General features: G+C 59.3%; 27 protein-coding genes and 1 tRNA gene. 19 read left to right on the top strand and 9 right to left on the bottom strand.

The features are described 5' to 3' along the window. Window positions 1–5 precede the first annotated feature (5 nt). Together AB4136_RS20610 and AB4136_RS20605 are read left to right on the top strand one after the other, a co-directional pair. Window positions 6–1,607: a hypothetical protein gene (locus tag AB4136_RS20610; RefSeq protein ID WP_137900986.1), complete on the top strand. Its 1,602-nt coding sequence runs from the start codon at window positions 6–8 to the stop codon at window positions 1,605–1,607. Continuing rightward, window positions 1,604–2,392, top strand: coding sequence for a hypothetical protein (locus AB4136_RS20605; RefSeq protein ID WP_137900985.1), 789 nt, complete (start codon window positions 1,604–1,606; stop codon window positions 2,390–2,392). The genes AB4136_RS20610 and AB4136_RS20605 overlap by 4 nt, the downstream gene beginning before the upstream one ends. A 113-nt stretch (window positions 2,393–2,505) precedes the next feature. Here the strand turns inward: AB4136_RS20605 and AB4136_RS20600 are convergent, their stop codons facing one another. Further along, entirely contained in the window at window positions 2,506–3,027 is a 522-nt protein-coding gene (locus tag AB4136_RS20600) for a hypothetical protein (RefSeq protein WP_137900984.1), read from the bottom strand. 162 nt (window positions 3,028–3,189) lie between these two features. After that, complete coding sequence (locus tag AB4136_RS20595) at window positions 3,190–3,450, bottom strand: hypothetical protein (protein WP_137900983.1); 261 nt, start codon at window positions 3,448–3,450, stop codon at window positions 3,190–3,192. A 243-nt stretch (window positions 3,451–3,693) separates the two neighbouring features. On the opposite strand from AB4136_RS20595, the gene AB4136_RS20590 reads away from it, so the two are divergent. The 13 genes from AB4136_RS20590 (at window position 3,694) to AB4136_RS20530 (ending at window position 9,138) form a co-directional block, all read left to right on the top strand. Further along, entirely contained in the window at window positions 3,694–3,924 is a 231-nt protein-coding gene (locus tag AB4136_RS20590) for a DUF7940 domain-containing protein (RefSeq protein WP_137900982.1), read from the top strand. Further along, window positions 3,917–4,420, top strand: a complete 504-nt coding sequence (locus AB4136_RS20585) for a lysozyme (RefSeq protein ID WP_137900981.1) — start codon at window positions 3,917–3,919, stop codon at window positions 4,418–4,420. Before AB4136_RS20590 ends, AB4136_RS20585 begins: the two co-directional genes overlap by 8 nt. Beyond that, window positions 4,420–4,788, top strand: coding sequence for a hypothetical protein (locus tag AB4136_RS20580; protein ID WP_137900980.1), 369 nt, complete (start codon window positions 4,420–4,422; stop codon window positions 4,786–4,788). The genes AB4136_RS20585 and AB4136_RS20580 overlap by 1 nt, the downstream gene beginning before the upstream one ends. Beyond that, window positions 4,721–4,990, top strand: a complete 270-nt coding sequence (gene lysC, locus AB4136_RS20575; protein WP_441931555.1) for an Rz1-like lysis system protein LysC — start codon at window positions 4,721–4,723, stop codon at window positions 4,988–4,990. The genes AB4136_RS20580 and lysC overlap by 68 nt, the downstream gene beginning before the upstream one ends. Then, window positions 4,987–5,271, top strand: a complete 285-nt coding sequence (locus AB4136_RS20570) for a hypothetical protein (protein ID WP_137900979.1) — start codon at window positions 4,987–4,989, stop codon at window positions 5,269–5,271. Before lysC ends, AB4136_RS20570 begins: the two co-directional genes overlap by 4 nt. A 65-nt stretch (window positions 5,272–5,336) precedes the next feature. Then, the gene (locus tag AB4136_RS20565; RefSeq protein ID WP_137900978.1) at window positions 5,337–5,687 is read left to right on the top strand and encodes a hypothetical protein; all 351 of its coding nucleotides are present in this window, start codon (window positions 5,337–5,339) and stop codon (window positions 5,685–5,687) included. After that, entirely contained in the window at window positions 5,684–6,082 is a 399-nt protein-coding gene (locus tag AB4136_RS20560; RefSeq protein WP_137900977.1) for a MotA/TolQ/ExbB proton channel family protein, read from the top strand. Before AB4136_RS20565 ends, AB4136_RS20560 begins: the two co-directional genes overlap by 4 nt. Next, window positions 6,079–6,624, top strand: coding sequence for a hypothetical protein (locus AB4136_RS20555; RefSeq protein WP_441931554.1), 546 nt, complete (start codon window positions 6,079–6,081; stop codon window positions 6,622–6,624). The genes AB4136_RS20560 and AB4136_RS20555 overlap by 4 nt, the downstream gene beginning before the upstream one ends. Continuing rightward, entirely contained in the window at window positions 6,621–7,052 is a 432-nt protein-coding gene (locus tag AB4136_RS20550) for a hypothetical protein (protein ID WP_137900976.1), read from the top strand. The genes AB4136_RS20555 and AB4136_RS20550 overlap by 4 nt, the downstream gene beginning before the upstream one ends. A gap of 15 nt (window positions 7,053–7,067) precedes the next feature. Continuing rightward, complete coding sequence (locus AB4136_RS20545) at window positions 7,068–8,093, top strand: hypothetical protein (RefSeq protein WP_137900975.1); 1,026 nt, start codon at window positions 7,068–7,070, stop codon at window positions 8,091–8,093. Then, window positions 8,090–8,398, top strand: a complete 309-nt coding sequence (locus tag AB4136_RS20540; RefSeq protein WP_137900974.1) for a dATP/dGTP diphosphohydrolase domain-containing protein — start codon at window positions 8,090–8,092, stop codon at window positions 8,396–8,398. Before AB4136_RS20545 ends, AB4136_RS20540 begins: the two co-directional genes overlap by 4 nt. Beyond that, window positions 8,395–8,754 carry a DUF4406 domain-containing protein gene (locus AB4136_RS20535; RefSeq protein ID WP_441931553.1) on the top strand — a complete coding sequence of 120 codons (360 nt, stop codon included), beginning with the start codon at window positions 8,395–8,397 and terminating at the stop codon, window positions 8,752–8,754. The genes AB4136_RS20540 and AB4136_RS20535 overlap by 4 nt, the downstream gene beginning before the upstream one ends. A gap of 165 nt (window positions 8,755–8,919) precedes the next feature. After that, window positions 8,920–9,138, top strand: a complete 219-nt coding sequence (locus AB4136_RS20530) for a hypothetical protein (protein ID WP_137900973.1) — start codon at window positions 8,920–8,922, stop codon at window positions 9,136–9,138. Window positions 9,139–9,178: 40 nt separating this feature from the next. Here AB4136_RS20530 and AB4136_RS20525 read toward each other — a convergent pair whose 3' ends face one another. The 5 genes from AB4136_RS20525 to AB4136_RS20505 are packed head-to-tail and all read right to left on the bottom strand — an operon-like array spanning window position 9,179 to window position 10,928. Continuing rightward, window positions 9,179–9,325: a hypothetical protein gene (locus tag AB4136_RS20525; protein ID WP_171020963.1), complete on the bottom strand. Its 147-nt coding sequence runs from the start codon at window positions 9,323–9,325 to the stop codon at window positions 9,179–9,181. A gap of 9 nt (window positions 9,326–9,334) precedes the next feature. Then, entirely contained in the window at window positions 9,335–9,577 is a 243-nt protein-coding gene (locus AB4136_RS20520; RefSeq protein WP_137900972.1) for a hypothetical protein, read from the bottom strand. 41 nt (window positions 9,578–9,618) lie between these two features. Then, window positions 9,619–9,816 (bottom strand): hypothetical protein, encoded by a 198-nt coding sequence (locus AB4136_RS20515; protein WP_137900971.1) that lies wholly within the window; start codon window positions 9,814–9,816, stop codon window positions 9,619–9,621. Window positions 9,817–9,837: 21 nt separating this feature from the next. Beyond that, on the bottom strand, window positions 9,838–10,569 hold the full coding sequence (locus AB4136_RS20510; protein ID WP_137900970.1) for an SOS response-associated peptidase: 732 nt from the start codon (window positions 10,567–10,569) through the stop codon (window positions 9,838–9,840). Window positions 10,570–10,577: 8 nt separating this feature from the next. After that, the gene (locus AB4136_RS20505) at window positions 10,578–10,928 is read right to left on the bottom strand and encodes a hypothetical protein (RefSeq protein ID WP_137900969.1); all 351 of its coding nucleotides are present in this window, start codon (window positions 10,926–10,928) and stop codon (window positions 10,578–10,580) included. A 181-nt stretch (window positions 10,929–11,109) separates the two neighbouring features. Here AB4136_RS20505 and AB4136_RS20500 point away from each other — a divergent pair, with 181 nt between their 5' ends. Both AB4136_RS20500 and AB4136_RS20495 read left to right on the top strand, forming a co-directional pair. Continuing rightward, the gene (locus AB4136_RS20500) at window positions 11,110–11,436 is read left to right on the top strand and encodes a hypothetical protein (protein ID WP_137900968.1); all 327 of its coding nucleotides are present in this window, start codon (window positions 11,110–11,112) and stop codon (window positions 11,434–11,436) included. Beyond that, window positions 11,433–11,741 (top strand): hypothetical protein, encoded by a 309-nt coding sequence (locus AB4136_RS20495; protein WP_441931552.1) that lies wholly within the window; start codon window positions 11,433–11,435, stop codon window positions 11,739–11,741. Before AB4136_RS20500 ends, AB4136_RS20495 begins: the two co-directional genes overlap by 4 nt. Before the next feature lie 72 nt (window positions 11,742–11,813). Here AB4136_RS20495 and AB4136_RS20490 read toward each other — a convergent pair. Next, a tRNA-Pro gene (locus AB4136_RS20490) sits at window positions 11,814–11,890 on the bottom strand. A 198-nt stretch (window positions 11,891–12,088) separates the two neighbouring features. Here AB4136_RS20490 and AB4136_RS20485 point away from each other — a divergent pair. Continuing rightward, window positions 12,089–13,609 (top strand): phosphomannomutase/phosphoglucomutase, encoded by a 1,521-nt coding sequence (locus tag AB4136_RS20485; protein WP_024925241.1) that lies wholly within the window; start codon window positions 12,089–12,091, stop codon window positions 13,607–13,609. A 66-nt stretch (window positions 13,610–13,675) separates the two neighbouring features. Then, on the top strand, window positions 13,676–15,928 hold the full coding sequence (locus AB4136_RS20480) for a mannose-1-phosphate guanylyltransferase/mannose-6-phosphate isomerase (protein ID WP_024925242.1): 2,253 nt from the start codon (window positions 13,676–13,678) through the stop codon (window positions 15,926–15,928). Here the strand turns inward: AB4136_RS20480 and betB are convergent. Further along, window positions 15,925–17,388, bottom strand: a complete 1,464-nt coding sequence (gene betB, locus AB4136_RS20475; protein WP_024925243.1) for a betaine-aldehyde dehydrogenase — start codon at window positions 17,386–17,388, stop codon at window positions 15,925–15,927. The two genes, AB4136_RS20480 and betB, sit on opposite strands and share 4 nt — an antisense overlap. Window positions 17,389–17,415 lie beyond the last annotated feature (27 nt).

Below are 17,415 nucleotides of genomic sequence, written 5' to 3'. Positions count from 1 at the left end.
TCTGAATGAGCTGGAATCCAAACTGGTCTTACGGCTTTGTTCCGACGACTGCCCAATGGAACAACGCCTTCGGCAACAAGCAGGACAATCTCGACTACACGCCCCTCAATCAGGCGGGCGGCACGATGGTCGGGAAGCTGTCTATCGCTGCGTCAACGGCACAGAGTTCCGGCTTTCGCCTCTACCAAGGTGTCGCGCCAGCCAATCCCAATAACGGCGATATGTGGTTGGCATCCACCGGATTGTTCATCCAGGTGAACAATGTCAGCGTTGGACCGCTGGTTGCCGGCAACAGCATCACCAACATCAATCCGGTGAGTCCCGGCACGATCGACAATATGGTCATCGGAGGGACTACGGCGAGGGCTGGAACCTTTACAAGCCTTTCCGCGTCGGGAGGGATCACGCCAGTCTCTAACAATGGTGGATCGCTCGGGTCAACGACCCTGCAATGGTCGGGCCTATTCTTGGCCAGTGGGGCAGCCATCAACTTCGCCAACGGCAACGTCACCGTAACCCACTCAAACAACCTGCTGACGATCTCAAAAGCGTTCACGGTAACGGGGGCCCTTACAGCCAGCGGCGCAACAACCCTTTCTCCAGCCAACGCCAACGTTGCGCTGTCGCCGACAGGCTCCGGTGTGGTCACCATCAATCCGGCAACAGCCGGTGCCATGGATAACATGAGTGTCGGGGCGACTGTCGCTGGAAGCGGTGCTTTTACTACACTGACCGCAAGCAGTGCTATTACACTCTCGCCGGCCAACTACAATGTGATTGTGTCACCGACTGGCTCGGGCCTCGTGTCCGTGTACCCGGCGACCGTTGGCACCATAGACAACATGGTTATCGGCGCCAGTACGCCCAAGGCATTAACTGCAACCACGCTGGCGTTGTCCACTGGAACAATAGCCTCGGCCTCGACGACGAATCTTTCAATCGTAGCTGCATCCGAGGTTACGATTACCGGCACGACAACAATCGCGTCCTTTGGTACGCTCCCTGCCGGTGCCCTGCGGTTCCTGACGTTTTCGGCCGCGTTGACGCTAACCTACAATGCCACTTCCATGATCTTGCCCGGGCGCGCCAATATCACGACCGCCGCCGGTGATAGTGCAGTCGTTCAATCACTCGGCTCGGGCAATTGGAAGGTGATCTCGTATCAGGTCGCCGTCGCGTTACCCACGGTTTCATTCATGACCCCGTGGGTGGCTTACACGCCAACGTTTAATGGGATCGGCACCGCTACCGGCATTCAATGTCGATCAAGACGTGTCGGCGCCAATCTGGAAGTGGAAGTGGCATTTATGACCGGTACCGTTACTGCGACGACGTTCGATATGACGATGGGGTTTAACGGGCTCAGTGGCGGTGTCGTCTGCGATACATACTGGAATACGTTTAGGCCTGTTGTTGGTGTGGGAGTATCCCAGGTTGCCGGCACGCAGAGCATCTATGTTCTGGCGCTTGGTGGTTCGAACGTCGTGAATCTCAGCTATGCCTCGGCCGGCCGCGATAGCGTGACCCCTGTGCCTGGGACGGTTATTGGCTCCGCCGTCCCGGTGGAACTTCGCTTCTCAGTACCAATTGATGGATGGAATGCATGACCTCCCTTGGAGATACCTTCCGCTCGATCGCTACTGCTTTCGATAATATTCCCGGCGGCGGCCTGTCGACCTACACCATGCCAACCGGGGTTGATTGTCTCGGCGGTGTGTGGCCTACGGCGCTCCTCCCTTATCCGCTCGGATATACGTCAAATGACACCGTCCCCACGGCGGTGGATCTGGGCTATTATGATCGGAAGATGGCGCATTGCCTCAATGGCACGATCATGGTCTTGGGCGATTCCATCGTGCAGGACATGGTGACGTGGAAGATTGGGCCATTTGTCGAGGGCTTCGGCGTTGGTGGTGAGAGCCTTCGCAGATGCCTGAACCGGCTTTCCAGGGGCGGCCTGATCCACAGGGCCGGGGCTGTCGTGCTGGCATCAGGCGTGAATGAACTGGCGAATTTCGCTTATTACAACGCCTACCCGCTTGAAGCGAAGCTGAACAACATCGCCGTCATGCATCAGTGCGTTGCGGCTCAGGCCACTGGCAAATGGGTGATCCGCGAAATCTTGCCGGTCAATGAGCCGGTGTTGGTTGCCAATGTCAGCTCCAATTACGCCGGGTTCAATGCCCAGGTCGATGCTGTGAACGCGCGCATCCGCTTAGCTTGGGCAAGCAGCACGGCCCGCGTGGAGTTCGCGCGTCCGAAGGCTCAACTGGTGGATAATTCGGGGAACTTAGCCGATGCCAATCATATCGACGGTATGCATCTGAGCATGGCGGGGGACGACATTCAGTGCGCTTCGATCAAGGCTGCTCTGCAGCTTGTTCTTGCGTAGTAGCGGCCGAGAACAACGGGAACGATTGGCAACCCCCGCCATGCTCAGATGCATACCGTCGATATGATGGGATGGTGCGACCTACTGGGACGCCCGTAGGTCGCCTCTTGTCATCAATCAATTACTTCTATGGAAAACCACGTTCCGTGATTTCCGTAAATCTTAGTTGGCGCACCTGTTGGTTTTTGGCGTATATGCCACGCCTGCAACTGAAACGTGTCTCCTGCTTTTACCGGAATGACGGCTGTCGCTACGTTTTGATCGGGAGTGGTACCAAAAGTTGCTCGCCCGTTCTGGGCGGCATAACCGTCGAAAAGGGCATTGTTTTTGGTAATGAGTGTCTGCCGCGAGCCCTTAGCGTCGTGGTCCCATACTATTTGTCCTGAGAGACGAACAAAATGTACGCCGTCAGGAATTACGAATTGATGGTTTGCCGCGTCCCATAAGCCGCTCGTGTCGTATTCGACCTCAGGAAATTCAACCTGCACCCACTGTGCGTGCGAATAGCTATTCGGAACGATCTGCTCGGCATCGGTATTCTTGTGAACCAGAGCACCGCGAAACTCATCTGCCGCCACAGGCGACAACAAGAATGTGAGCGTTATGGCGACGACGCATGCAATGGTTTTTTTCATTCCCCAGTCCCATTGTTTTTTTGCCCTAGCGACAAAGTAGATGGGAACATCGCCATTGGGCAATTCCAGCGGAGATGTACTTTCGTTGACCCGGCTTAATATCTGGAACTCATAACCACCCGCTTCGGCGCGATCTGCATAGCAGGGGGAGACGATCCGGCGTCAGCGGACCCCGTGCCACATGTCGTCGTCAGCTGATTCTTTTTCGGTAAACGGCCGGTAGGTCCAAGAGCCATCACGAAACCGCCTCATGCAGTTGCCTTCGATCAGGTTGCCAGCTTCATCGCGGATTTTTCGTCCGAACGGCATATAGGGCGACCACTCGAAAGGGTCGGTCCGCCACCACGTCCACCAGTGCTTCGGATGCGTTAGCTGCCAATGGTCCAGCCACTGGCAGGAAAGTTCATAGAGGTTTTCGAACATACCCATCTCCCCAAATCTGGATCGGGGAGTTGAGAAGCCGCCAAGCGACGACCGCATACGCCTTTAGACTTTCGCCCTGGACATACGCGTATGCCTCCCCGACCCGAACGGTAATCGGGAGGGTATGAAACGCTCCCCAGCCTGTGCCGGAGAGCGTCGCTTGGAGGGGTTCTCACGCCCCATCCCACCTCATTTCGGTGAGATGCCGGGAAACTAATCGAATAACGCCGGAAAGGAAAGACCGTGCCTCGTCTCGTTACGAACTGGCGAGCGGTCCTGCGCTATGCATGGACCGTCCGTCTGGCGCTTTTGGCCGCTATACTCAACGGCGCTGCCGTGACCGTCTCCATCATCACCGGATCATTGCCAGTCGCCCCGATGTGGCTCGCTGCACTCAACGGCGTTCTAGCTGTTGCCGTTCCGGTGGTCCGCATCATCGACCAATCCAACCTGAAGGATGACGACAATGAGTAAGCGCGCAAAAGCGGCGCTCGCCTCCGGTCTTGGCCTTGTCGCGATGACTGCGACCTATTTGACGCAGCCTTGGGAGGGGACGGTAAACCGCGCCTATTGGGATAGGCTGGGTAAGGTGTGGACGATCTGCACGGGCGAAACCAAGGGCGTGAAGCCCGACATGGTGATGTCCGACCAGCAGTGCAGCGCCATGCTGTATCGCCGCCTCGAGGTCGATTTTCACCAGCCGCTCACCCGCTGCATCAAAGGGTTCGACGGCAAACCACTGAGTTGGCAGGCCGCTACGCTCGACCTTTCCTACAACGTGGGCGTCGGGGCAGTTTGCAATTCGACCGCGGCGAAGCGCGCCCGTGTCGGTGATTACACCGGCTCCTGCTACGCGATGACCTGGTTCGATAAAGCGAATGGCAAAGAGATACAGGGGTTGAAGAACCGTCGGCAGTTTGGCGACGCAAGTCGCCTTGGCGAACTCGAACTGTGCCTGGCGGGGCTGTGATGTTCACCCAAGCCAAGCTCTATGCAGCGCTGGTAATCGCTGTCTTGCTCGCCGGACTTATCGCGACGGCGCTCTGGTATCGCGGGCAGGCCATAAGCGCCTCCGCCGAGGCCAGGGACGCGCAGAAACAGCTGTCCGTGGCCGTCGATGCCAACAAGGCCGCAAACAGCACTATCGACGCTCTGCAGGAACAGGCGCGGCTAGATAGCCGCCTTGTCTCCTCGCTGGTCCAAGAAATGCGCAACATCGGTGCGTCGGTCGAAGATCAATCCCAAAAACTCTCCGAACTGGAAAAGTCAAATGAAGTGGTGCGCGATTTTCTCAATCGTCCTGTGCCCAGTGACCTTGGCAAGTTGTATCAGCACTGAGACCGTGGTTGCGCCGAAGGTCGAGCAGTTGCGGGTACCAGAGGCGTTCACGGTCCCATGCCCGAAGGCTGATCGCCGCAAATGGTCAACGGTGAAGGACATCGTGGGCACAGCAACGGCCAATGAGGCATCGCTGAGGGTCTGTGCAGCGCAGGTCGACGGGGTTCGGCGCTGGAATGCCGGTACGGGAGCCGCCAAATGAGCGAAGAACTCATGCGCGCCATCCTGTTCATCGCGACGGTCGTTGGCGCTGTTGGCGCGGCCTATTGGCGATTTTCTCAGGCGATCGCCAAGGTCGACAAGGAACTCTCGGAATACAAAACGCACGTTGCCGAGACGTATTCGACGAAGGCCGGCATGCAGGAACAGACCACCGCGATCATGCGCGCCATTGAAGGCGTCGCCGGCCGGATGGATGGTCTCCACGAGCGCCTGGACCGGCTCTACGACCAAGGCGGCCGACGCGGCCGCAATCCACCATAGGGCGCTTCGCCTCTCTCATTCGCATCGAAATTTCGTTCCCTCGCACGCCGGAAAGGACTCTGGCCATGGGTACCGCATTTCGTTTTCGCATCTGGTTCACATTGTTGTGGCTGGCCGGCATCGTTGCTGCGCTCATCGCGTTAAGCCTTTCGCAGGCACATGCTCAGTCGATGGCCTGTCTCGAGTTCCAGAAACTCGCCAAGGGTCTCGCTGACAAATATCACGAAGTTCCCGCCGGTTCCGGCATCACGGGGCAGGGAAGTGCTGCACTGATTGTATTCGCGTCGCCAGCCGGAGCTACCTGGACCGTCGCGATCCTCGACCAGAAAGGGCAGGCCTGCGTCGTGGCGACAGGTCAGGATTGGCTTGATGTCATCCCGCCCAAGGAAGTCGTTCCGGGGACGGAAACGCCATGATCAGGCTCGCTGTTCTAAACTTCGCGGCCCTGTGTTTTCTCGCATGGACGTGGTGGATGGGATATCTCGGTTTCGTTTACAGCCATGATATTTCCCGTCTCAGCTATCTCATCACCGCCATCTTCCTTGCTGTGATGGTCGGCGTCTTTGCAGGACGAACCAATCATCTCGATCGCTATGAAGTGTGGCTCGTGACGCTGGGCCTCATCGGCAACGTCGTGGGTTTCGTGCTTGCCCTGCATCACATCGATATGAACTCTCTTGGAACTGCCGAGGGTGTGCAGAAGGTCGCTGCGTCTCTTTTGGCCGGCATGGGTGTCGCGTTTTGTTCGACCCTCGTCGGCGCGGTCTGTGCCCTTTGGCTGAACGTCAACGCCTGGATCGTTTCGAAATGATACCGATCCTCACGCGCGACCTGCTCATGAATATGCTTCTTGGGCTCACTGCGCTGGTCGTGCTCGTGCTGGCGCAGATCAATCCAGCCGCCAAATCGAACGAAGAAACAAAGCCACCCGGCAACATCGCGGTCATGATCTCGTGGCCCGTTGGACCAATTGATGTCGATCTTTGGGTAACTGGTCCGGGCGAACCTGTCGCCGTCGGCTATAGCAACAAGCAGGGGAAGCTTTGGAGCCTTCTGCGTGACGATATGGGAACCACCGGTGACGTGTCTCCCATCAACATGGAAAACGCCTTCGCCCGCGCGACACCGGCCGGCGAGTATGTCGTCAACGTCCATGGGTATTCCCTGCCGACAGGTCCGGTTCCGGTCTATGTCGAGGCCTCTCTCAACGGCCGGCTTTTGGTGAAAACCAATATTGATCTCCAGCCCAAGCAGGAGAGGACCGTCATTCGGTTCCGGCTCGACGGCGAGGGGCGCCTGATCGAGGGCAGCGAGAACAGGGTGTTCAAACCTCTGCGCGAGGTTGGCAAATGATCATCGCAACAACATGGCTTTGCCTAGCATTCATCCTATGCGCAATGGGATGGTTCATTAATCGCCGTCTGGTCCTACTCACGCTACCGATCTCTTGTCTTGTCGCCGCTGCTGCGTTGTGGGTTCCAACGGGTTCGCCTCGCTTCACAACCCCACCACAAGGTGATTATGCCGTCGTCGGGGCAAAGATTGTGGTCGACAAGGCCATCTATGTCCTGCTCGATGCTGGCGATGTTCCGACCTTCTACGTCCTTCCCTATTCGACCGCTGCGGCCAACCAACTTCAAGATGCCCTCGACGCCGGTAACGGCGATGGGGTTTCAGCGCACATAAAGCGCGGCCGCAATGACGAAGGCGTGTCCTTTGACGGACCGCCTCCTGTTTCGAGGAACGTTGAAAAACGGCCCGAAACCCCAGCTTTCCAATAATTCAGAGGCTCACATATGGTCGTATCAACCGATGAGGCACAACTGCGAGCCGTGCTCTGTGCAGTACAGGAACACGGATCAAAGGCGGCCGCTGCAAAGGCTTTAGGGCTACCAGCATCAACATTAAAAAGTCAGTTTGCGGCTGCGGAACGCCGTAGCATCCACGTCGAAAAGGATGAAGCGGTGGAGTTCCCCGCTTTCGTCCACGGCGATGAAGAAGAACCGATTGACGACATCCTCGATCGATTTCGCAAAGCCCACGACCGCAAGCAGAAGGCAATCGAGGCTCGATCTTGGTTCCCGATCAAGATCAAGGATGAGAAGCCCTACGGAATTCTCTGGTTCGGCGATCCTCATCTCGGCGTCCATTGTGACTGGAAGACGCTAGAAAGCCATATCGCCATCGCCAGACATCCCGGCGTCTATGGCGGGAACATAGGTGACACCTCAGACAATTGGCCATGGACCGGGAGGTTGGCGCGGCTATGGGCCGAGGCCGACATTTCATCCAAGACCGAGCGGCGTCTAGCGACTTGGTTCATGATGGAAGCCGGGATCAAATGGCTTCTCTGGCTCGGCGGTAATCACGACGAATGGAACGGTGGCACCGAGTTCTACAAGCTTCTCGGCGCTTCGCAGATCCCCGTGATCGATTGGCGGGCACAGTTCACACTTTGCCACAAGAACGGGTCGGAAACGCGTGTCGATGCCGCCCACGGCCGTAAGGGCTCATCGATCTACAATCCGACCCATGGCACGCTGAGAGATGCCAAGTTCGGCCAGGACGCGGCACTTTTCGTTACCGGCCATATCCATTCGTTCGGGCTATTCGATATCGAGTTTCCTGAAAAGAAGTCGAACGCGTGGCTGGCTCAGATATCGGGCTACAAGATGGGCGATCGCCATGCCCTCGTGAATGGCTATGCCCAGTCCAATCGCGGCGCGGCGGTGTTGTCAGTCGTGTTTCCGCAGACAGGGAAGGTCCAATGCTTCGCCGATGTGGAGCAGGGCGCGGACTATCTGGCGTGGTTGCGTCGATGAACCCACAAGAAGGTCGCAAGGACGATTCCGGCAAAATCCGGATGGAGCTGCTGCCGCCGGAATTGCTCGAAGCAACCGCAACAATCCTGACCTTCGGTGCTCAAAAATATGAGGATCGAAACTGGGAAAAAGGCATGAAGTGGGGCCGAGTGTTCGGAGCGCTCATGCGGCATTTGTGGGCATGGTGGCGCAAAGAGAGAGCCGACCCGGAAACCGGATGCTCCCATCTCTGGCACGCCGCGTGCTGCATCTCATTTCTCATTGCGTACGAAACACGTCAGATTGGCGAGGATGATCGGCCATGAACAGGATGCGTATCTATGTAGCCGGCCCGATGCGGGGGATACCGGAATTCAACTTTCCGGCCTTCAATGCGGCGACGGCCATTCTGCGGGGACAAGGGCACGAGGTTTTCAATCCCGCCGAACGCGACAACGAGCGCCATGGTAAGGATATTTCCAAGGGCAACCTAACCGGGTGTGAGGAAGCCGCCGCTCGCGAACATGGCTTTTCACTAAGGGAGGCATTGGCTGACGATACGGCGTGGATATGTCGTCAGGCCGATACGATCGCTCTGCTTCCGGGATGGGAACGTAGCAAAGGCGCAAAAGCGGAGCTTGCTCTCTCCGAAGCCCTGGGGCATCGCGTGATGTATCTCTGACAGAGTCATCGAATGTTCCGTATGCTTGCCTAGCCCATTCCCAGCAGCTAATCGGCTGCGCGCTTGTCCGTTGGCGAGCGCACTCAGGCAATAGGCCCGCTCCGGTTCGCCGGGGCGGGCTTTTTTTGCGTTTGGCGGCCACCCAAAAAGAGCTAGACCGCCGGCATGACAACCAAGACGACAATTGATTCCGATGCCGGCACCTTCACGCTCTCCGAAGCCGGCGGCTGGATTGGCACGTATCCGATTTCAGACCATGCGAAATGGGTCGGTTTTTACCGGGAGCAGCAGCAACGCTATCCCGCATACGCCCATACTTACCAGCCGACGGTCGATGCGCTGGCTTCGCTCGCGCCCCAGATTCAGTCGATCAGCAAGAAGTAGGCCGCTAAAGCGTTGATGGCGCCAGCAGCCCGGTATGTCATCACGGCGCCGGCTCTCCGTCGTAGCCCTTCAACCAGCCCGTAGCATGGTCTTTCCACGCATCTGGCACCTCGCGCGGGCGGCCATCCTTGCGGGCCTGCTGGCCGTAGGCCCAGGCGAAATACTCGCGACTGTCTTTGCTGGCCATGATCCCCCGCTATTTCGGCAACCTCATTTGAGCGCGCATGAAGGCAAGCTCTACTTCAAGCGCAGCATTCGATTCCTGAGCGAGATCGTGTGCCGACATCAGGCCGACGAACGCTTGCCGGATTTCGTCACAGCTCCAGCCAACGGCCATCATTTCTTCAACGAGGATTTGAAACCCCGGTTCAAGCGCCTCCTGGCAGTCTATCTGCCGGTCGGGGTAGGGGTCCTGTCGCTTTGGCGGGTTGAACCACATGGAGATAGTGTAGCTGCGATTGCAGCGCGGTCAATCATCGCTCAATGGTGGTTGCGATGCTCCTGGTCGAACAGCGAGCCGTCTCCCAACGTCTCAATGCGCTGCTGCAGTTCGCCGTTGAGTACGATCATCTGCTTCAGCGCCATCATCACGTCGCCCTTGTGGCTGGCCACAAATCGGTCAGCGACGCGCTGTAGCGCTGCTTCCTGCCGTGTATCGAGACGAACAATCCGGTCCATTCGAACCTCCTAGAACAGCGCCTATTGAACGCTGATCGCGTCCTTCGGTGCATCAACCAAGGCTGTCATGCTGTCAGGCAGAGAGCGCTGCAGCTTCTTCGCCTCATCCCACGGTGCGGTTAGCCAGGTCTCGGTTTCTTCCTGTGTGGTGAGAAGGACGGGCATGGCCTTGAAGTGGATAGGCTTGACGACGTTGTTCGGTTCGGTGGTCAGAAAGCCATACACATCGATCGTCACCGGTCCTTCGGTCTTTTTGCGGATGCTGGTGTGTTGCGGAACCCACAGCCCGGCGAAGAAGGCTAGCGGCCTTTCCTCCGTGACAGAAAACCACTGGTTCCGCCTGTTTTCCTTATCCCACTCAGCAAAGCTGGTGATCGGTACGACGCATCGGTTCTGAAGATCGTACCACTGCGCCCAATGTTCGCTCTTGAGCGTGCGCACATTGGTTGTGCCCGCGTCGGGCTCGACCTTCATCAACTCCTTGAATTCTTCCTTGCTGACGGTCTTTCCCTTGGCCCGCATCTTCGTCACGCGGTCCTCTGTGGCCTGCAAGATTGCATAGGGGGATGACGGCATGCCCCAGCGCACTTTTACCAATTCCCGTTTACCGTCGAGGCCATTGCGAACGATAGGGCCATGGCGATCCGGGCCGACCGTCATGCTCGGCATCCAGTTGCCCGAGATGTCTCGAAGCGCGCGTGTCCATTCCAGTACTGCTTGCTGCGTCGTGGTCAGGTTGTAGAGGTTGCACATGGGAAACCTTATTGCCGGGTCTGGTTCAGAATGGCCTGCAATTGCGTCGCGGCCTGGATGATGAACTCCGCTTGTCCTTCGTCGAGCAAGAGGCTGGCTTCGCGGCCATCCTCCGATTGTATTTGAAGGACACCGACCTTTTGCCCCGCCACTTCAGCTTCGCCAACCGTGATGGATGCTGGCGAAATCGGAACGGTAAGCGTTTGGGCTTCCTGTTGTGGCCCGGGTTGGCCGGCTCCGGACACCGCGCTTCCGTAGTCTAGGAACTGGTCCATTGTGGTGCGGAACGCTCGGGCACTTTCTGCCGTGATCATGTATTCCACGATGCCCCGGTCGCTGTCGACGGTCAAAACGCCCAACGTTTCCTCTCCTGGTTCGGCCGGGATTACATCCAAGCCGACTGATTTTAGAAAACGTGGCGGCCTTCTCGCTGGCATGGCACCATTCTCCGTTTTGCCCGCAATCGATAGTGAACAAAAAAGGAACAAAAGAGTCAAGTGCCCTCTTGACGGCGTAGGAATTTGGTCCTTTTTGAAAGGCATGCCCGAACCCTATTGGCCAAAACGCAAGAACGCGTACAAGCTGTCGCACGCCCGTCAGCATTTTGAGATCGCGCGGATTTGGTGCAGCTATTGCAAGACGCAAAGGCACTTCTGGATCGATGATCTCAAACAGCTATTTGGCGACATCGAGTGCGATGACGTTGTCTACCAGCCTGGATGGCGCTGCGAGAAATGCGGCCAGGGCAGTGTTCTGGAGATGGAAGTGGTCAAGCCATCAGCGGAAGACCGCCAGCGGATGACAGTCCGGCGCATCGAGAGCATTGTCTATGTGCGAAAAGTGACGTGGCGGGATGAGAAAGCGTGAGTGCCAGGAAGGGATCAACAATCCAGTCTCTCATCGATAGTGGCGATACGCTGACCGCCTACTGTCACAAGCCACTTTGCGGTCATAACCAAACCCTCGACCTGATCAAGCTACGAGACAAGTTCGGGCCGGACTACGGCTGCATGCACGATGACATTGTTCCCAAGCTTCGCTGCTCAAAGTGCGGCGGCAAGAAGGTGGGGATCATTCGACATCCGAACTACGAGCGAATGGACGCAGAACGCCGGGAGCGCGAAGCGAAAGAGGCGCAGGAACGGATGAGCCGCTACGCCAAGGGCGGCTAGCGATTCTCGCCGTTTCAGGTGGGATATCGGGTGGGGTGGGTAGCGCAGTCAATGCTAACCCTTTGAATTTTCTGGTCGGAGTGGCAGGATTTGAACCTGCGACCCCATCGTCCCGAACGATGTGCGCTACCAGGCTGCGCTACACTCCGCGACCAGACGGCGGGCTTATAGCTGCCGCATCCCGATCCTGCAAGCGGCAATGGTGCAACTTTGGTGGCTTTCGTCAGCTTTGTTGACCGACCGCCTGCTGCAGTAAGTTTCCTGTTAGGCTAACGTGCTAAGAGAGGCGGCTGAACCACGTTTACGCACTTGTTGCCGGGGTTCGACCACAGGGGAGTCTCTTTGTTTTGACCTTCAGGATTGTCGCCGAAGCCAAGCCCAATACGTTCGCCTTCGAGACGTCGGCGCTCGTCAAGCCATCCGGCTTTCGTGAATATGACGCGCGCTGGTGGCTCGGCCATCCAGGCTCGACGCAGCAGCCGGAACTCAACCTCGTCGGCGTGCAGGCGCTGGGCATGGGGTTGGGCACGCTGATTCGCCGGCTGGGAGCCGGTCCCTATATCGTCACCGGCCATGATTTCCGATCTTATTCGCTTTCCATCAAGCTTGCCCTGATCTCCGGCTTGATGGCGGCGGGCGCACGCGTCAAGGACATCGGACTGGCCTTATCGCCCATGGCTTATTTCGCGCAGTTTGCGCTCGACACGCCGTCGGTCGCCATGGTCACGGCTTCCCACAATGAGAACGGCTGGACCGGCGTGAAGATGGGCGCGCAGAGGCCGCTGACCTTCGGCCCGGAGGAGATGAGCGCGCTGAAGGCAATCGTCCTGTCGGGCGACTTCGATCTGGTAGGCGGCGGCAGCTACGAGTTCGTGGCCGATTTCCGCGCGGCCTATATCGACGATCTTGTTGCCGGGGGCCGCATCGCGCGCAGGCTCAAGGTGGTGGCGGCATGTGGCAACGGCACTGCCGGCGCATTTGCCCCCGAAGTTCTGGAGCGCATCGGTTGTGAAGTCATTCCGCTCGATGTCGAACTCGATCACAGCTTCCCGCGCTACAATCCAAATCCCGAAGACATGAAGATGCTGCATGCCATCCGCGACAAGGTTCTGGAGACCGGCGCGGATGTCGGTCTGGGTTTTGATGGTGATGGTGACCGCTGCGGCGTCGTCGACAATGAGGGCAACGAGATCTTCGCCGACAAGGTCGGCGTCATGCTGGCTCGCGACTTCTCGGGACAACATCCTGGCTCTACATTCGTGGTCGACGTCAAATCGACAGGCCTGTTCAACACCGATGCGGTGCTGCGCGCCAACGGAGCAAAGACCGATTACTGGAAGACCGGCCATTCCTACATCAAGCGCCGCGTCGCCGAGCTTGGCGCCATCGCCGGTTTCGAGAAGTCCGGCCATTTCTTCTTCAACCCGCCGATCGGCCGTGGTTATGACGACGGGCTGGTGACGGCCATTGCCGTGTGCCGGATGCTCGACCGCAATCGACAAAGCTCGATGGCCGACCTTTATCGCGCCTTGCCGCTGACCTACGGGACGCCGACCATGTCTCCGCATTGCGATGACGACAAGAAATATGGTGTGGTGGACAGGGTGGTGGCGGATTTCCAGGCGATGAAGGCCGGCGGCGAAATCTTCGCAGGCCAAAAGATCGTGGACCTGATCACGGTCAACGGCGTTCGGGTCGTGGCAGAAGACGGCACCTGGGGGTTGGTAAGGGCTTCATCGAACAAGCCGGAACTGGTCGTGGTGGTGGAAAGTCCGGTTTCAGCCGAAAGGCGCCTGCAGATGTTCGAAGCGGTCGATGGGGTGTTGCGGCGCAGTCCTGAAGTCGGCCCTTACAACCAGACATTCTAGGACCAATCGCGAATGTCGATTGGTGACAAGGTTAGCGGGGCGACGCAACGAGCGTCTGGGGGTGGGATGAGCGAACGCATTGTCGGTTTCGTCATGAGTGGCGGCGTTGGCTCCAGGCTGTGGCCGTTGTCGCGCGAGGACAATCCCAAGCAGTTTCATGACCTGTCGGGCGACGGGTCGATGCTGGTGAAGACGCTGCAGCGTCTTGCCGCGCGCAAGGGCGGCGAGACGCCGGTTTTCCTGATCGCCTCCGAGCGTCATGCCCAGCGCGTCGGCGCGGACCTCACTGGTATCGATCTGCGTGGCGGCGACGCCCTGTTTGAGCCGGTCGGCCGCAACACCGCGGCCGCCGTGGCACTGGCGACACTGCGCACCCTTTCCGACTATGACGACGCGTTGGTGCTGGTGGTGCCATCGGACCACGAAATATCGACGACAGCGCAATTCTGGCAGACGGTTGAGGCGGGCGTTCCCGCGGCCCGCGCCGGAAGGCTTGTGGTGTTCGGCGTCAAGCCAACCCAACCCGAGACAGGTTACGGATATATCGAGGTCGGGGCGGAAAACAGCGGTACGTTCGACGTGTCGCGTTTTGTCGAGAAACCGAATTTGGCGACGGCAGAAAGCTATCTTGCGGCCGGCAATTTCTACTGGAATGCCGGCATCTTTCTGTTCCGCGCCAGCGCCATGCGCGATGCGTTCCTGTCATTTCGTCCCGACATATGGAAAGCGACGGAGGCTGCGTTCAATGCCGCCACCACCGATGTGTCCGGTCTTTACATGGCGCAGCATCTATACGAGGCAATCCCGTCCATCTCGATCGACTACGCGATCATGGAGCGGGCGAGCGACATCGCCATGGTGCCGGCCGGGTTCCGCTGGAACGACCTCGGCTCGTGGCAGTCGTTGCTCGATGTCGGCCCGGCCGACGTGGATGGCAATGTCGTTATCGGCGACGTTGTCGCCATCGACTGCGAAAACTCCTACATCCGCAGCGAAGGCCGTCTGCTGTCCGCGGTCGGTCTGAAAGACATCGCCATCGTTTCCACCGCCGATGCCACTTTCGTCGCTCCGGTCAGCCATAGCCAGAATGTGCGCAAGGTGGTCGAACAGCTCGAAAAGAGCGGGCGTCTCGAAACCAAGTTCACGCCCACGCATGACCGCGTGGTTGAGAACGGTGCCTGGCGCAAGCGCGTGCATCATTGGTTGTTCGACGAGACCATGCCCTTGTGGTCCACGGTCGGCGTCGACGACCATCATGGCGGCTTCCATGAAGCGTTGGGCTTCGACGCCGTGCCGTTGGTCAAGCAGAAACGCATGCGCACGCTGGCCCGCCAGGTCTATGCCTTCGCCGTCGCCAAGACGCGTGGCTGGGACGGGCCCGCCGACCGGTTGATCGCGCATGGACTTGAGTTCATGACCAGAAATGGCCGCACCGACAAGGGCGGCTGGGTGCGCACGCTGAATGTCGACGGCAGCGTCGCCGACGCGGCGGAAGACGCCTACGACCACTCCTGCGTCCTGCTGGCGCTGGCCCATGCGCATATGTGCGGTAATCCCGACGCGCTGCGACTTGCTCAGGAGACGTTCTCCTTCCTCGACGCGCATCTGGAGGATGAGCGCCTCACGGGCTTTCTGGAGACGTCGGGGGGAGAAGGCGAACGCAGATCCAACCCGCATATGCATCTGCTCGAGGCATTCCTGGCCTGGCACGCGGCGACCGGCGACCGCACCTATTTGCGCCGTGCGGCGCGATTGGTCGATCTTTTCCGCAGTCATTTCTTTGATCGCGAGAGCTGGACGCTGGGTGAGTATTTTGACGAAGCGTGGAAACCGGCCCCGGGCGACCGGGGTGAGTGGACCGAACCCGGCCATCACTTCGAATGGGCGTCGCTGCTGGTCGATTTCGCCGGGCGCAGCCACCGCGACGATCTCGCCGGCTACGCACGCAAACTTTACGCCTCAGCCATCGCCAACGGCCTTAACCGGGCAACAGGGCTGGCTTATGGCGCCGTGTCGCGGGATGGGCTGCCGCTCGACCGCATTTCGCGCAGCTGGCCGCAGACTGAAGCGATCAAGGCAGCGATCGCCCTCGATGGCACTGGCGGACCTGATCTGAAACCGGAAATCGAAGCGCGCGTCGGTCGTCTGTTCCGCTGGCACATCGACCCCGCTCCCGTCGGCCTGTGGATCGACCGCATCGATGAACGCGGCCGCTCGCAGGCGACGGAAGTGCCGGCCAGCATCTTTTATCATCTGGTCACCGCGCTTACGCAGTACCTGGACAAGACCGAAGGGACTGGGGCGAGGCGACGAGCCTAATACGGGCTCGCCACGTCGCCGGTTTCGACATAGATCGCCTTCTCCTGCGAGTAGTGCGTCAGTGCCGCCAGCGAGTTCTCACGGCCGATGCCGGATTGCTTGTAGCCGCCGAAGGGGATTTCCACCGGCGTCAGATTGTAGGCGTTGATCCAGCATGTGCCGGCCTGCAAGGCGCCGATCACCCGGTGGGCGCGAGGCAGGTCGCGGGTGAAGACACCGGCGGCAAGGCCGAATTCGCTGTCATTGGCGCGCTCGATCACCTCTTCCTCGTCGCTGAAGGACAGCACGCTCATCACTGGGCCAAATATCTCTTCGCGTGCGATCCGCATCTGGTCGGTCACATTGGTGAAGACGGTCGGCTCGACGAAGAAACCGCCGCCGAAACCTTGCAAGGCGGGAACGCCGCCGCCGCAGGCAAGCGTGGCGCCTTCCTGCTTGCCGACGTCGATATAGGACAGCACCTTGTCGTGCTGCACCTTGTTGATGAGCGGGCCCATCTGGGTATCCGGGTCGAGCGGATCGCCGATACGGATCGCCTTGGTGCGCTCCACCAGCCGCTCCACGAAACGGTCATGCAGGCCCTTCTGCACGAAGACGCGGGTGCCGTTGGAACAGACCTGGCCGGTCGAATAGAAATTGCCGAGCATCGCTCCGCCGATGGCGTTTTCGAGGTCGGCATCGTCGAACACGACGATGGGCGATTTGCCGCCGAGCTCCATGGTGGCATGTTTCATCTTGGAGCCCGCCAGCGCCAGCACCCGCTTGCCGGTCGGCACGGAGCCCGTGACCGATACCTTGGCGACGACCTCATGCTCGACCAGGGCCGCGCCGACGTCGCCATAACCCTGCACCACGTTGAACAGCCCGTCCGGCAGGCCGGCCTCGCTGTAGATTTCGGCCAGCGCCAGCGCCGACAAAGGCGTGTTTTCCGACGGCTTGAACACCATGGCATTGCCCATGGCGAGCGCCGGGGCCGATTTCCAGCCGGCGATCTGGATCGGATAGTTCCAGGCGCCGATACCGACACAGACGCCGAGCGCCTCGCGCCGCGTATAGGCGAACGGTCCGCCGAGATCGATGAACGAGCCGTTAAAGGAGCCGACCGCGCCACCGAGATACTCCAGGCAGTCTGCGGCGGACGGTGCGTCGGCCACCAGAGTTTCCTGGATGGCCTTGCCGGTGTCGAGCGTTTCCAGTCGGGCGAGCTCGGCATTGCGGGCGCGCAGTATGTCGGCGGCACGGCGCAGGATGCGGCCGCGCTCTACCGGCTTCAGCCTGGCCCAGGCCGGCTGCGCGGCGCGCGCGGCCTCGATCGCCAGCTCGACGATGTTGGGCGTCGCCGAATGCAGCGTGGCGATGGTCTCGCCGGTGGCCGGATAGATCACCGGCAAGGGCGCGCCCTGCTCGTCATCGACGAAGCGGCCGTTGATGTAGTGCGATGCCTTGGGTTGGGCGCGCATGGAATACTCCGAATTCTGTGGCTGCCG

The organism is Mesorhizobium sp. 2RAF21 (assembly GCF_052115345.1).
Classification (GTDB): Bacteria; Pseudomonadota; Alphaproteobacteria; order Rhizobiales; family Rhizobiaceae; genus Mesorhizobium; species Mesorhizobium terrae.
The sequence above is the reverse complement of the archived record's forward strand: the minus strand, read 5'-3'. Positions and strand labels throughout refer to the sequence as shown.